We start from the raw sequence: 14,161 nt of genomic DNA, 5'->3' as shown, positions 1-14,161 counted from the left end.
ATACAGAACAGGTGAGAGTGAAGCGCCGTGATCAACGATCACGCCAGGTCTTCACATCGTCTCCATTTCCCGCATCTGCCCCAAGCCGAAAAAACGGCCTAACTCCTTGGCCAGTTCATTCAACACGCTCATCTCTTTCTGTGAGATGCGCCGTGGTTCCTGACTATGCGACCAGTCGCCGTAGAGCAGCGCCACGGTCGTGTCGCTTTCATCGACGACCGGCAGCAGCACGAAGGCGCGGGCGTCGTCGAATGAGCGGCGGAACCATTCGGGCAGACGCGCGACCATCTTCGGGTCGCGTGCGTTCTCGATGAAAATGCCCACCGAGTTCGCGATCGCCAGATGAAACACGTCGGGCTCGAAGGCGGTATTGAAGGTTAGCTTGGGCAACGCCGCGTCGATCTTCGGTCCGAGACCGAGGCGCGCCTTGAAGGTGCCGTTGCTGTGCTTGACGAACACCACGGTGCGCGCAAAGCCGAGGCCCGCGAGCAGCGTTTCCGCGGCCATCGCCAGCGCCGGCTGGAGCGGGCTACCGTCGGGCAGGCCGCGCAGATCTTCGACGCCCACCGCGATGCGGGCCTCGGGATTGAGCGCCTCGCGCGCGATCGCATCCGCATTGGCGCGCAACTCGACGATTTCGCGCATCACGCCGTCGCCGCCTTCCTCGCGGGCGAGCGCCACGCTCATTTCGAGCAGCACTTCCGGATCGGTGTTGAGCGCGCCGCTATATTCCTGCGCCAGTTCGGCGATGCGTTGCTCGCGCTCCCAGTCCGGCATGTTCTGCTGGGTGAGCACGTCGGCGACCGCCGTCGAGTAATTGGTGATGGCGCGCAGCCACTGCACCTGGCGCGGCTGCGTGACGTCTTGCGGGTCGAACTCGCCCATGCCGGAGCGGATCATGTCGGGCAGACGCCAGCGCACGGCGGCTTCGGCGCCGATTTCGTCGAAGGTCACGCCAAGCACCAGCACACAGGCATCGGCTTCGAGCGTGCCGTCGTCCATATGGCGGCGAATCTGATCCCATTCGGCGTCGAGATAGAACACCACCAGCAGCTTGCCGATCTGCCGCATCAGCGTGCAGACCACGGCTTCTTCACCCGCGCGCAGATCGCCGCGTTCGGTCAGCTTGCGCGCGACGCAGCCCGACAGCAGCGTGCGGTTCAGTTCGAGTTTTGCGTCGATGCGGCGCGGCGCGCTGTGATGGAAGTGATCGACGATCTTCAGGCCGACCACGAGATGGCCGACCGCGTCCATGCCGAGGACCATCAGCGCGCGCGACACGGTCGTGATGTTGCCGCCGAACGCCATGTACATGGCCGAGTTGGCGAGCCGCAGCACTTTTTGCGTCAGCGCGAAGTCGGACAGCACCACCTGCACGAGGCCAGTGAAGTCGAGGTCGTCATTGTTCATCGCCGCCATGGTGGAGCGCAGCGATTGCGACAGCATGGGGAAATCGCCGCGCTCGCTCATTCGCGTCCAGAGCCGGTCGAGCACCGCCGCCTTTACCATGTGAGTCCCGCCAAAGCCATACATGTTCCAATGAGTGCCACGCCGGCCAGAGGCCGGCTTGTTCCGCTGCATGAGCCGGCAGATGAGCCGCTACATGAGTGCTTTGCCTGCATTGCTATGCGCTGTGCAAGTGAAGCGTGCGCGCTTCGAAACGCTGCGCGAGTTCGTCGGAGGGCAACGCCTTGCAGACGAGCCATCCCTGAATGTGGTCGCATCCCATCTCGGTGAGCAGGGTGCGCTGCGCTTCCGTTTCGACGCCCTCGGCCACCAGTTCGAGATCCAGTGTCTGAGCGAGGCCCACGACAGCGCTAACGATTGCCTGATCGTTCCGGGAGGTTAGCAGATTCTCGACGAAACTCCTGTCGATCTTGAGCTTGGCCAGCGGGAAGCGTTGCAGGTAAGCCAGGCTCGAATAGCCGGTGCCGAAGTCGTCGACCGCAAAGCGGATGCCCATTGCCGTCAGGTCTTCGAGCAGGCCCTTGGCATGCGCCGGGTCGTGCATCAGCAGGCTTTCGGTAATCTCGAACACGAGGCGGCGCGGATCGATGCCGGTCAACTCGATCGCCTCGCGCACGGAGTCCTTGAAGCGCGGATCGCGGAACTGCTGCGGCGACACGTTCACGGCCACGTATTGCAACGCGATGCCTTTCGCGTCCCACTGGATCAGCTGCATGCAGGCCACCTTCAACACCCAGTTGCCGAGGAAGTTGATCAGGCCGATCGACTCAGCAAGTGGGATGAACATGGACGGCGGCACCAGTCCGTGCACCGGATGCAACCAGCGGATCAGCGCTTCCACGCCGACCACGCCGTGCGTGCGGCTGCTCGTGATCGGCTGGAAGTGTAGCGAGAACTCGCCGTTGCGCACACCGTCGTAGAGGTCGGCCTCCAGCTTCAGGCGTTCGGCGTCGGCGGGGTTGTCGTCGGGGACGTAGAAGGCGAGCGTGTTGCCGCCGGCTGCCTTGGCCTGCAAGAGGGCGTGGTCGGCCCAGCGCAGCAGGTGGGTGTCGTGGGCTGCGGTGTCGTTGGCGTGGCGCACGTCGGGATAGAGCGCGATGCCGATGCTCGCCGACAGATGCACCTGCTGGCCGTTGAACACATACGGCTGCTGGATCGCGGTCAGGAGGCGCCGCGCCAGCGTTTCGGCGGCGGCCGCCGCGTCGGTGCGGCTGGCGGCGGGCTTCACGAGGATCGCGAACTCGTCGCTCGCCACGCGCGCCACGGTTTCGCTCGGGCTCGTCATATTCAGTATGCGGCGCGAGGTGTCGCGCAGCATTTCGTCGCCGGCGTCGTAGCCGAGCGCGCGATTCACGCGCTGATAGTCGTCGAGGTCGAGCAGCAGCAGCGCGGCCGGCGTGCCGTGCGCGTCGGCTTGCTGCTGGGCGTCGAGCAGCGCCGGAATCAGCGCCGACTGGTTGGCCAGATTGGTCAGGCGGTCAAGATGCAGCGCCTGGGTCAGGCGTTCCTCGGTGGCGCGCCAGGCCGACACGTCGAAACCGGCGATCGCATAACCTTCGGTGCCGTCGTGGCTGCTGCGCACCACGCGCAGTTCGACGGTGATCGGGTAAGTGAGCGACTTGATCAGGCCGAGCGTGGCCTTCTCGACGTTGCCCGAGACGGCGGCGCGCGTCAGCAGGGTGTCCAGGCGTGGCACGTCGGCCGGCGCCACCAGGTCGTGCAGCGTGATGGTCTCGAGATACTCGCGGTGATAGCCGATGAAGCGCAGGCTGGCCTCGGACACATAGATGAAGCGCAGTTCGTCGTCGACGTGCGCCAACAGGTCGACGGCGCCGACCACCTGTTCCAGTTGCGCATCGCGGCTTGCGGCCGTCTGCGGTTTGCCGTCCACGCGCCGGCCGAACGCACGAAGCCGGTCGATGACCGTGCGCAAGGAGCCCCGGCGGGGCGCGGTGATCCTGTTCGCTTCCATGTTTATCGCTGGCAACCTGTATTCGTCTGCAGGCGGGGCGGCTCACTGCCCGCCGTTTAAGGGCGGTTAAGAGGTATCAGGCCGCCCCATCAGAACGAGATAACGACCCCTGCGGGGAAATCTTTAGCGCCTGGTGTAAAAAACACGTGGTAAGGAAGCGCTTGCGCGGCCTGGCGGCGGCCCGGGACCGATTCAGTTAAAGTGCGGCTACTCGATGTCCGTTAATAGGACAAACCTTTGTTGTGCAGTGCCGGCTGAGACGTCGCTGCTGCGTAGCTTACCGAACACTTGCCCCGATGCTCCATGTCTGAACGCCATCAAGCCAAGGCCACTGCCCGGCACATCGAGGTGCTCGACGCAACCGCCGAAGGCGCTGAACCGCTGCCCGCCACGCAATTCGTCTATCTGGGCCGCCAGCCGATCCTCGATCGCGACGGCGCGCTCAATGCTTACGAATTGTTGTTTCGAGCCGGTGCGCATAACTACGCCGAAGTCACCGACGACGCCCAGGCGACGGCGCAGGTGGTGGCGCGCGCGATCGGCGGGATCGGCGTGCCGACGGTGCTGGGCCAGCATCGCGGCTTCGTCAATATCGACCGTGCGCTGCTCTTTAACGACATCGTCCATCTGATGCCGCCCGAGCGCTTCGTGCTCGAAATCCTCGAGACCGTGAAATTCGACGCGCAACTGGTTCGCCGTCTGGGCGAGCTGCGCCGCGCCGGCTTTCAGGTGGCGCTCGACGACGTGAGCGAAGTGTCCGACGAGCTGATCGGCGCGCTGCCGCACGCCGACATCGTCAAGATCGACTTTCTGCAGACCGACCGCGCCGTGCTGCCGGACCTGGCGGCGCTGGTGCGCGGGCAGGGCAAGACGCTGATCGCCGAAAAGGTCGAGACGCGCGAGGACTTCGCGCTCGCGCGTGAGCTTCGCTTCGATCTGTTCCAGGGCTACTTTTTCGCGCGGCCGCAGGTGCTGGCCGCGCCGCGCAACCGCTCGCCGCGGCCGGGCCTGCTGCGCCTGCTGGCGTTGCTGTCGCGCGATGCCGGCATCGTCGAGCTCGAAGCGGAGCTCAAGCTGAACCCGAGCGTGGTGGTGCAGCTGCTGCGCCTCGTCAATTCGAGCGCATTCGGGCTGGGGCGCAATATCGCGTCGTTGCGCGAGGCGATCATTGCCACTGGCACGCGGCAGATCGCGCGCTGGGCGCAACTGCTGCTCTACGCCGACACCGGTGACCTGCCGTGGCGCGCCGATCCGCTGGTGCAACTGGCGGGGACGCGCTCGCGCTTCATGGAGCTGGCCGCAGCCTGGCTGCGCCCCGCCGACGACGGATTCGCCGATGCCGCGTTCATGACCGGAATTTTTTCCCTGATTCACGTGGTGCTCGGCAGTTCGCCGGGCGCGGCGCTGGAGAAACTCGGCCTCGCGCCGCAGATTCGCGAAGCGATCGTGTCGCGGCGCGGCGAGCTGGGCACGTTGCTGCGCCTCGCCGAGGCAGCCGGCGAGGGCGTCGATGCGGCATCGATCGCGCTGGGCCCCGACGCGCCGGGCGGTTTCGTGGCCTTTACCCCCGAGGTGCTGGCCGAGCTGAATCTGTCGGCCGCGGCCTGGTTCGGCGCGCATACCGAAGCGGCCGCCTGACGGGCGGACTGGCCGATCGCGCGCTTTCCCTGCGTTCGCGGTGGCCGCGTTCACGGCAACGACTTCCGCATCCTTCAGGCTGGTTCTGACGTACCTTGTGAGTACGTGGTCCAATAGCGAAGTTGGCCGGCGTTCTCCTGAACGCATCGGCCTTGGGTTCATTTAACGAACCGTGTGCATCCACGCCTGGAGAAAGCAGATGAAGAAGAAATTCATATCGGCGGCACTGGTCGCGGCCGTGTCGGTCGGATTCGCCATGCATTCGCTGACGGCCTCGGCGACCCTCAAGCCGGGCGACGTGGCGCCGGCATTCACCGCGCAGGCTTCGCTGGGCGGCAAGACCTACACCTATTCGCTGGCCGACGAACTGAAGAAAGGGCCGGTGGTGGTGTATTTCTATCCGGCGGCCTTCACCAAGGGCTGCACGATCGAGGCCCACGAGTTTGCCGAAGCCGTCGATGAGTACAAGAAATATGGCGCGACGGTGATCGGCGTGTCACACGACAACATCGACACCCTGACGAAGTTTTCGGTGAGCGAGTGCCGCAGCAAATTCCCGGTCGCGGCCGATGCCGATTCGAAGGTGATCGGCGAGTATGACGCGGGCTTGCCGATGCACGCGTCGATGGCCAATCGCGTGTCGTATGTGATCGCGCCGGATGGCAAGATCATCTATGAGTACACGAGCCTGTCGCCGGAGAAGCATGTCGAGAATACGCTGAAGGCGGTGAAGGATTGGGCTGCGACGCATAAGCAGCCTTAATGCTCAAGCTGGGCGCCGCGTGATTTTCGCAATGGTTTCTTGCTGTGCTCTTGCGGTGAGAGGTGGGCGTCGCTCGTGCTAGGCTGAGTTTTTTTGCCTTGTGAGCTTGCGATGCCGATTATCGTTGCATTGATTGCGCTTATCGCGCTGGTGTATGGCGCGGTGCGGGCGTTTTATGCCTTGCAGGCGGCTTTTGGGCTGGGTGTTGCTGCTGGCGTTGCGGTGCTGGCTGCCCTGCTCGTGGTAGCCGCCCTGGCTTATTGGTGGCGTCGTCGGAAAGAAGTCGCAGCGAATGTTCGGGATGGAGACTGGACTCACGAACTCAAGGGGAGTTGGGGGGCGGTGCGGCTCGCTGCCGACAAGCGGCTTTGTGAGATTCGTTTGGGCGAAGGGCAGGGTGCTTATATTTTTGCTGACTTGCTTGGGACAGAGGTGCAGCGGCCCGGTGCCCAGTGGCAGGTTGTTTTGAAGGTCAAGGATCCTAAGCATCAGGTTTGGGTTTTGCCTATGCGGGATGAGCGGCAGGCTAAACAATGGGCGCGGATTTTGGTGCTTGCTACGGAGCAGAGGCTTTAGGGTTGCCCACGGGAGCGAGGCAGCAATGAGAACGCGAACGGTCTTCTGCGACAGTTGTCGTTGATGGCAACCGGCGCATGGCTCGCCATTCATACCAGACTCGAAATCAGGCTGCATCCACACTTTGCGCGATGCCCTTGTCGCGCGACGGGAATACCGCGATCCGTGATCCTCCTGTCGCCTTCGATAATGATATTCGGCTGGACTTCAGGATGCAGCAGGCACTCGACGAGGTCACCCTCGCGGGCCACGCGCCGCCCGGCGTAGCGCATGGTTTGGGAGGCGGTGATGACGCCGCCGCCGTGGTCGGTGGTGTCGGCGAGTCGGATAAGGTCAATCATGGGTTTGTAGTTTTGTCAGTTGCGGCAGGAGTGTCTGTGAATTCGACGCTTCGGAGAATGCGTAATGCGTAGGGAAGCATGTCACTTTTGGCGTCAACAAGTCGCTTTACTTGGCCGTATCCGCAGACGGCGTTTGTTTCGTGGAATAAGCAGTAGGAGATATGTCGTACCCGACGAGACGGCTCTCCGTCCAGATCATCCTGAATTGTATAGAAGCCGTGGCCGTTCCTTGAATCAAGAGAAAATGTCTTTGTTACTTTCTCCAGCTCCAAGATGTCATTTTCTGACGCGTCGCCAAAGTCCGGAATCCATTTTTTTTCGTTTTTATTAAAACGTCCTCCGAAACGGGTTGAAACTTCGTTTTCGTTGTGAAATTTCGCATGGCATGTGATATCGAATCCGAATGATTTTTCTGATCCATTCACATGTATTTTTGCCGCATACGCAGCAGATTTGAACTCGTTCTCCACTCGCGGTTCGATGATCGAGCCGCGAAAAAAATCTCTAAACGAAAATTTGCATGATTCAATTTGCACGGGAACAATCGCAGCATTAGCGTTGATATTCTGAGCTTTGCAAGGGGCTAGAGCCATGACCATGCATACGGCAAAAACGGACTTAACCATCATTTATTAATCTCGTCTCGGCTGATAGCCGTCAGGAAAAACCAGCAGCGCGCCATGCGCATCTGGAAAAAAATGTTCGCTCACTACTGCCAACGCCTGTCCGAACCCTACGCAGCGTGCGACATACCCATTGAACGGATGATTCGGATGTCCAACGGCGGCAGGAAGATTTACGGCCGCCGATGCATCCCGAAAATTTTCACTGTGATAGTAGATCTTTGTTACTGGGGTTGCGTTATTTGCCGGATGATGAGGGTTGGGCGGAGGCGTTGCGGAAACTTCTCTGCGCTCCAACCTGATATCACGGTCAGCATATTGGGCCATACTCATCTTAGACCAGTAGAAACCGGCGCTGTCCGCAGGAGATATGGGATCACGGCTAAAGGCTCCGTTGTCTCCGACGTCATCTCGCCAGCGAGTTACGATTGGGGTTGCCCCGTTTACGCCGTCCGCGTTGTACTGTTGTGCTTGCGGGCGATGCGCGTCAGCCATTGCATGTGCATGCAAGACCGTGTTACGGGTCTCTTGGGATATCTGATTTCTACGCCCTTTGAAGTCCCAATAATCGAAGTAATTATTGGGGTGTGTAAGCTGAAGAAATCCCCTTCCATCCCATGGGTAATACCACATATTATGGTTGTCCTCGTGCAGAGAACTCAGCCAAGTTGTTTCCTGCAAAGAATTTCCAAAGAGAACGGCAATTCTCTGTGGAGAATTGATCTTATATTTCCGAAGTGTCTTGTTTAGCGGAACCCGGTGAATTGCCATAACATCTTGCCTGGCCCCGGACATTGCCACATTCTCGTAATAGACAGCGTGATGAGGACCTTCGCGCAAAACCTGTTGTGGGAGCAATTGTCTGAATTCACTTGCACTGAACCATCCGCAAGTTCTGAACTGCCGGATAAACGCCGTCGGCGGAAAATGCCAAACCTCATTGGCATGGGGCAGATCGGGATCGCTAATGTCCTCCCAGAAAGCCAGATCACGCGCATGGTCCATCAGCTTGCCGAAATCGGCTTCCGACAACGGACTGGACAATGCCTCATGGGGACTCTTGAGCCAGTGATAGCGAGCCTCCAGGCCGCTTCGGCTCCACTCGGATGGGAACTTGCACACGGCACGCGCGAGGCGCTGCCGGATCGCATCCACGCCCAATGCCCCCACGGCGTCAGCATGGCTCACATGTCCGGAATGATTGACGTCCAGCCAGTGCCTTACCGTTGGTGAATCGCACAGGCTGTCGGGCGTCGGATCGTCATTGACGAAACTCCAGCCGGCCCATTCGGGGAAATCGGCATCGCTATACACGCGCACTCCGGCCTTCGACAGGTTGATCCACCCGTCGCCGTCCGGCGTGTTTACCTTGCGCCAGTGATTGAAGCGCGCACCGCTCGCGAGCTGGTCGTCGATGCAACGCCCGAAACGGATCATCTCGAAGATGGCACTCGGTGAAGGCAGCGCGATCCCAGCGGTGATGCTCGCCAGGCTGCTGTCCGTATAGCGCCGACTGAGGGCGGTTGCCCGCGAGAACAGGTTGTATTCTGCCTCGCTTTCCGCAGGCATTGCGCCGCTAACGGACCAGCTCAAATCCATATTCTGCTGGTAGGTCGTCAGCGTGCAGTCCTTCTCGTAATGCATGCGGATAACCAGATCGCGACTGGTTCCAGCCGGAACGAGAGGCGCCTGGGGATGCAGCGTCGCAATAGCCGGAAAGCTATCGTCCTCACGATACGGGTGAGGCTCATTCGCAAAGAGCTTTGTGCCGCGAGGAACGAAGAACCACACGTCGCCGTAGACCGCGTCCGTGCGCGCGGGACTGTTGCCCAGCGATCCAGGGGCGCGCCCGATCATCTTCCTCACCATCATCCGTAAAGGTCGATCATAAAGTTGATCCTTGCTTAAATATCGAATGCACGATACTTTGCGACTAGCGGTCGAGGGGCGGGAGAGGGTTTTTCAGATCGGCTGATCGTATCCATCCGGTAATAACAGGATCGCGGGTCGACGAAACGGTATTGGGGTTCGCAAACCGGACATAGGTATAGTCCCCGTGCTTCGAAATTATTAGCGCAATATCTCCTCTCAACAGAAATCGATTCTCTTTTCCTGCACCTGGCTTGCGATAGAAAAAGGTTTTTTTACTCGCAATTCCAATCCCGATAACGTCAATTTGCTTCTCGACTGAGAATTGCGTCACAGCGGGATCGTCGGGAGCTTTCCCGAAATCGGCTCCGATGCCGTTGCATGCACCCTGAGGCTTTTTCGTTCTAATAACCCATTTTCCAGACCTAATAAATAAATCTCCCGATACATCGAACAGCTTGTCCCTGTCCTTGTAAGAGAAAGAGGTTCGCTGAAAGTCGAAGCTATATGTTTCAATATCTATTTGGTTAGAAAATTTTTCATTTATTTTTTTGATTTTACCAATTCCTGAAAAAAGAAATGAACACGAAAATCTTTCATCCCGGGAGTCATAGTATCCATAGATACTATTTCCAGAGTGCATTGCCACCAAGAAAGGGTTGTCGAAAATAAATGCCTCGGCAGATATAGCCGAACTGCAAGCAAGTGCAGCCAATGCCACCGAGCACAGGCGTCCAAATTTACTTATATTTGTCATAATTTTTCTTCATGGTTGCAGCGTAAGACGGGGGGCAGTCCGCGCCATTATAGGCTTGCGCGAAACTTTGCCAATTCTTGTGTTTGAGCGCGTCTAAAGCTATTGGGCTGACATATGAAACATAAGCAAAGAATAAATCCAACTGTTCGTTGATGCCGGTCATTACGCTATTTGCGAGAGCTTCCGGCGAAGAGTACCCGCACTCCTTGTAGAAGTATCCCATTGCCTGAAATGCCCCCCACGAACATGCCATTAATGCGGCGTCGGAATTGAGATTCGCGGCTCTTATCATGCGCTCGTACTGATACATAACGTCTCTGTCGCTATGTGTCCAAGTCCCATCGTCTAAGGGTTCGCCGACGCTGTAGCCTCCTGATTTGGGCCAGGATAAATCAGGCACTTTTGGGAAAGGATTTTTTTGCTTCTGCCAAACGCCACTCGCCCTTTTATTCTCAGGCAACGACGCTCTTAAAAAGTAATGACGCTCGAATCGAATTTTTGGCAACCCATTATCGCAAAATCCTGATCCCGACGATTCAGTCTCGGCGACAGCCCTAACAGCAGCAACTTCACAATTTATTTTCCTCGCAATCTCGGCGTACTTCGCATCGGAAATATCCAAGGACTTTGGGAAGTTTAACCTGGATGCAAGCAGATTTATGGCAATGGTGCGCGGCATTCCTGTATCGACTACGCGATAATGATGCTCAATCGTGATTGAGGTTTTGGGTCTCTCGGTCGCGGGATCGGTCTGTACTTCCTTTTTTTTCGTCGGAAAGTCCTTTTTCACCTTTCCCTGCTCCGTGACCTTTTGAGCGGACCCTATGTAAGGGCCGAACTCGTTAACCAGTCGATGCATCGTCATGATTTCGCCGTCTTTCATTACCGGAATTGTCAGGTCCTGTTCGAATGCATCCTTGGGCGTAAGTTGCGTTACTGCGTCCAGGTGATATTCGGGACTATTGATCGCGTAGGCCACTATGTCCTTCGTCGGCGTTACCGTGGCCTTGAGTACATATTGCCCGTGTCGGTTCCTGACCAGCACATCAAGCGGCTGGTCGCGCGCGGCGTTATGGATTGTTATCGCGTATCCGTCCCTGTCCGTCACTGCGTCGGTACTGTTGTTCACTGTAGCCACGGGTGCAGGGGTATCTGACTCAGGCGCGAACGGGACCGCCGGCTCGTCTGCTTCGGGTCCAATTGTCCAGGCTGCAGCCGGCGGTGCGCCGGTTCCGGCTGCAACCCGAACGGCCAGTCCCTCGATAGGGTGATTCAGTGCATCCCGGAAAACAATAGTCACTTCGACAAACGGACTTGGCGGAGCTTTCGGATGCGTCGGCGCATTCCCTTTATGATGCGGTTTATTCACAGATTCCCTCCAGCGCATTCAACGTTATCGCCCGATAGTTACGCTTCGTCCTGGTCGTTCAGTTCGATGCCGTCATAACCCTGCTCGGCAACCCCCCAATCACCCGCGCCAATCTCGCATTTGACTCTTGTGGGCTTGGACGTCTGGACGGCTACCGTAGCGCCTTCCTTCAACATGCCCTGCTGCTGGATCGTGCCGTCTGACAGGTAGATGCGATAAGGCTGGCTCTCCAGCGACGAGCCGATGCTGGTGGCCGGAACGAGCGTGCTGATATCAAAGACCTGCTTATATTGATGATCAGCGGCTTGTGGCAAGGCGCTGAGCGGAAGGGGCGGCAATGGCATCCTCATCGTTGCAGGCCCGGGCACATCCCACGACGCGGCTTTCTCAAGAATCTGGCCAGGCGTGCCATTCTCGATACCATCCGCCGCAATCCGTATGTAAGAGCCGCCAGCGCCGATCAACACTTCCTTCGCCGCCGTGATGACGACCCGGCCGTCTGTGCTGCTGATGGCGAGGTCTTTCAACGCTGCAAGCGCTATCTGGTCGCTTTGCGCCTGAATCTCCACCTTGCCCTTTGCCGCAATCAGCCTCATGCCAAGCTGATACGCAAACAGCGAAACGGCACCGCGCACGGCAGCGAACAACGAACGGCCCGATGCAATGCTCACGTCGCGCCCAGTCGTCACGGCCAGGTCATACCTGCTTGCAAGATGGGTGCTCTGCGCCGCCGTCATACCGATCCCCGCCGCGCTCGCGAGCACCATGTCGGGCCGCGCCAGTTCCGGGAATGGATTGCCGTCCGTTATCGCGCTGCCACGGATGGCATCGTTCTGCGCCTTGATCTCGCCAATGGCGTCGCGCTGGTCAGCGCCGTCCTGCTGGGCGTTGTGCTGCCGTGCAACCTCCGCCATATCCTCATGCAGTTCGCGCGCCTGTGTGAGCCGCTGCACCGTCTCGCCCATGTCCTTGACGGGAGCCGCTGCACCCGCACGCGTTTCGGTACTGATCAGCATGCCCTGATTGGCGCGCAGCACGCCCCATGCGTCCGTCGCCAGTTCCCAGCCTTCGCCCCGCGCTTCCTTGCGCCCCTTGTTGCCGTCGATGCGCGTGTTGTAGCCGACGATCAGCCGCGACTGCGCGTAATCGCTGCTGACCTGTACCTGAAGTTTGCCGGGCGTGTCGTCTGCGACGATCTGGTTGGCCTGGAACCCTTTCAGTTCCTGCGTCCGCGTGCCGCTCAGTGCGTAGTTGGCTGGCAGTAACCACGGTGGCTGCCTGAACCGGTTGACCATTCGGTCGGCAATATAGGGCTTGTCGGGGTCGCCCTCGTGGTAGTTGATCGTCACTTCCTGGCCGATGCGGGGCACGTAGATCGAGCCGAACGAATTGCCCTGCCACGGCGAGGACACGCGTACCCAGCAGCTCGCGTTCTCGTCCTTCGGCCTGTCCACGTCCCACAGGTAGCAGATCTTGACCCGGCCGTACGCATCGACCCAGGTCGTCTGGTCCTTGGGACCGACCACCACGGCTGTCTCGGCGTAACAGCGCGGCTTTTTCTTCAGCCTGTTCCTGAAGAACCGGTTCGGCGACTGCAGCACGAAGTCGGTCACGCACTGGTACTGGTCTGCGCCTGGCGTTCTGGCCGATGTTCTGCCCGATATCGTCGTCTCGCTCACGTTGCGGATATCGAGCGTGGTCGACACCACCAGGTACTCGGCATTGACATCCGACTCCGGGTGATCCGTGAGAAAGAATGTCCTGCCCGTCTTCAGGCCGAGCAGGTTGCCCCGCCCCCTGAGACGTTCGTTGCGCGAGAAAAGCGCATGGGCGCGCACACCCGCGAGATAGTGTGCCTCCTCCAGATAGTTGTTCGGCTGGCCCGACAGACCCGTTGCGCCGGCAAGGGGCTGCGAGTAGTCACCCCAGTGGCGTTCCTCGGCCTTGTGCAGTTCTCCGAACGCATCATGTTCCTCGACGAACTTCTGCGCTCCACGCGTATAGTCGTAATCGACAACAGTCACCCTGGCCGCCGTGATCCTGCGCGACGCCTTCAGCTTGTGGATATGTTCTTCGTCGATACGCGCACCGTCGGGCGCGTGATAACGGATCGAGTCATAGGCATTCCGGTGCGGCTCGTGGACACCGGGCCCGTCGCACAGCACCAGCCTGTTGTTATCCTCAAAGTAATAAATTCCCCATTCGCGCCAAAGCCTGGTCAGGAAATGGAAGTCAGACTCCCACATCTGGCGGACGAAGTCGCGTTCCGGATAGCCGTCTTTCAGTCCGCGTGCCGACACCTTCACATCAAACAGGACCGGGTGCTCGCGCAGCACGTCCCGCGTGATATCCAGTACGCTCCTGTTCTGGAATATGCGACTGCGCGAGGTCTTTGTGGTCAGCCACAGGGCAGGACGCACGACAAGGCGGTAGTACGTGTGGCGATCATCGACGCCAGTCATCTCGACTCTGGCGATGATCCCCGTAATCGTCCTGACGCCCGCTCCGACATTACCGGCGCCGCTATCGCCGGGCATCCCCGGAATGAATGTTCCCTTCCCGTCGAACTCGATCGAGATGGTGATGTCCTTGCCGACCAGCCTGGCGGGGACGATCTGAAATTTAGTGTTGTACTGGGAAAGCCCCGGCGTGTACGTTGTCGCCATGTCCAGCGTGTACCTGTACAGCTTGCCAAGCGCCTCCGTACCCCGTAGCCGCACGGGAGACAGGACCGGCACACCGCGATCAATCGGGAACGCCTCGCACGACACGCTCAGGGTACGTGA

12 protein-coding genes are annotated in these 14,161 nt (G+C 59.4%); 3 read left to right on the top strand and 9 right to left on the bottom strand.

The window, feature by feature from the left end:
• Window positions 1-51 precede the first annotated feature (51 nt).
• From B0G74_RS12360 to B0G74_RS46565, 3 genes are all read right to left on the bottom strand, one after another.
• Window positions 52-1,509 carry an HDOD domain-containing protein gene (locus B0G74_RS12360; protein ID WP_132375037.1) on the bottom strand — a complete coding sequence of 486 codons (1,458 nt, stop codon included), beginning with the start codon at window positions 1,507-1,509 and terminating at the stop codon, window positions 52-54.
• 115 nt (window positions 1,510-1,624) lie between these two features.
• Window positions 1,625-3,439 (bottom strand): sensor domain-containing phosphodiesterase, encoded by a 1,815-nt coding sequence (locus B0G74_RS12355; RefSeq protein WP_132375036.1) that lies wholly within the window; start codon window positions 3,437-3,439, stop codon window positions 1,625-1,627.
• A 207-nt stretch (window positions 3,440-3,646) separates the two neighbouring features.
• Window positions 3,647-3,919, bottom strand: a complete 273-nt coding sequence (locus B0G74_RS46565; protein WP_243658274.1) for a hypothetical protein — start codon at window positions 3,917-3,919, stop codon at window positions 3,647-3,649.
• Between B0G74_RS46565 and B0G74_RS12350 the strand changes: the two genes are divergently transcribed.
• The 3 genes from B0G74_RS12350 (at window position 3,821) to B0G74_RS12340 (ending at window position 6,416) form a co-directional block, all read left to right on the top strand.
• Entirely contained in the window at window positions 3,821-5,077 is a 1,257-nt protein-coding gene (locus tag B0G74_RS12350) for an EAL domain-containing protein (protein ID WP_243658264.1), read from the top strand. The genes B0G74_RS46565 and B0G74_RS12350 overlap by 99 nt on opposite strands.
• Before the next feature lie 199 nt (window positions 5,078-5,276).
• Window positions 5,277-5,840, top strand: a complete 564-nt coding sequence (locus B0G74_RS12345; RefSeq protein WP_132375034.1) for a peroxiredoxin — start codon at window positions 5,277-5,279, stop codon at window positions 5,838-5,840.
• Window positions 5,841-5,951: 111 nt separating this feature from the next.
• Entirely contained in the window at window positions 5,952-6,416 is a 465-nt protein-coding gene (locus B0G74_RS12340) for a hypothetical protein (RefSeq protein ID WP_132375033.1), read from the top strand.
• 89 nt (window positions 6,417-6,505) lie between these two features.
• On the opposite strand, the gene B0G74_RS12335 is transcribed toward B0G74_RS12340, so the two are convergent.
• From B0G74_RS12335 to tssI, 6 genes are all read right to left on the bottom strand, one after another.
• Entirely contained in the window at window positions 6,506-6,757 is a 252-nt protein-coding gene (locus tag B0G74_RS12335) for a PAAR domain-containing protein (RefSeq protein WP_132375032.1), read from the bottom strand.
• Window positions 6,754-7,386, bottom strand: a complete 633-nt coding sequence (locus B0G74_RS12330) for a hypothetical protein (protein ID WP_132375031.1) — start codon at window positions 7,384-7,386, stop codon at window positions 6,754-6,756. The genes B0G74_RS12335 and B0G74_RS12330 overlap by 4 nt, the downstream gene beginning before the upstream one ends.
• A 3-nt stretch (window positions 7,387-7,389) precedes the next feature.
• Entirely contained in the window at window positions 7,390-9,237 is a 1,848-nt protein-coding gene (locus B0G74_RS12325) for a hypothetical protein (RefSeq protein ID WP_132375030.1), read from the bottom strand.
• 76 nt (window positions 9,238-9,313) lie between these two features.
• Complete coding sequence (locus B0G74_RS12320; protein ID WP_132375029.1) at window positions 9,314-10,006, bottom strand: hypothetical protein; 693 nt, start codon at window positions 10,004-10,006, stop codon at window positions 9,314-9,316.
• Complete coding sequence (locus tag B0G74_RS12315; protein WP_243658168.1) at window positions 9,990-11,375, bottom strand: N-acetylmuramidase family protein; 1,386 nt, start codon at window positions 11,373-11,375, stop codon at window positions 9,990-9,992. The genes B0G74_RS12320 and B0G74_RS12315 overlap by 17 nt, the downstream gene beginning before the upstream one ends.
• Window positions 11,376-11,413: 38 nt before the next feature.
• The gene (gene tssI, locus B0G74_RS12310) at window positions 11,414-14,146 is read right to left on the bottom strand and encodes a type VI secretion system Vgr family protein (protein ID WP_243658167.1); all 2,733 of its coding nucleotides are present in this window, start codon (window positions 14,144-14,146) and stop codon (window positions 11,414-11,416) included.
• Between the last annotated feature and the right edge of the window lie 15 nt (window positions 14,147-14,161).

It is taken from the genome of Paraburkholderia sp. BL9I2N2, assembly GCF_004339745.1.
GTDB lineage: Bacteria > Pseudomonadota > Gammaproteobacteria > Burkholderiales > Burkholderiaceae > Paraburkholderia.
This window is presented reverse-complemented; position numbering and strand designations above follow the sequence as displayed.

What these genes read in the sequence shown, in the direction of transcription:
- B0G74_RS12360 (WP_132375037.1), bottom strand. Translation starts at nt 1,509, where the DNA reads ATGGTAAAGGCGGCGGTGCTCGACCGGCTCTGGACGCGAATGAGCGAG.
- B0G74_RS12355 (WP_132375036.1), bottom strand. Translation starts at nt 3,439, where the DNA reads ATGGAAGCGAACAGGATCACCGCGCCCCGCCGGGGCTCCTTGCGCACG.
- B0G74_RS46565 (WP_243658274.1), bottom strand. Translation starts at nt 3,919, where the DNA reads ATGCGCACCGGCTCGAAACAACAATTCGTAAGCATTGAGCGCGCCGTC.
- B0G74_RS12345 (WP_132375034.1), top strand. Translation starts at nt 5,277, where the DNA reads ATGAAGAAGAAATTCATATCGGCGGCACTGGTCGCGGCCGTGTCGGTC.
- B0G74_RS12340 (WP_132375033.1), top strand. Translation starts at nt 5,952, where the DNA reads ATGCCGATTATCGTTGCATTGATTGCGCTTATCGCGCTGGTGTATGGC.
- B0G74_RS12335 (WP_132375032.1), bottom strand. Translation starts at nt 6,757, where the DNA reads ATGATTGACCTTATCCGACTCGCCGACACCACCGACCACGGCGGCGGC.
- B0G74_RS12330 (WP_132375031.1), bottom strand. Translation starts at nt 7,386, where the DNA reads ATGATGGTTAAGTCCGTTTTTGCCGTATGCATGGTCATGGCTCTAGCC.
- B0G74_RS12325 (WP_132375030.1), bottom strand. Translation starts at nt 9,237, where the DNA reads ATGATCGGGCGCGCCCCTGGATCGCTGGGCAACAGTCCCGCGCGCACG.
- B0G74_RS12320 (WP_132375029.1), bottom strand. Translation starts at nt 10,006, where the DNA reads ATGACAAATATAAGTAAATTTGGACGCCTGTGCTCGGTGGCATTGGCT.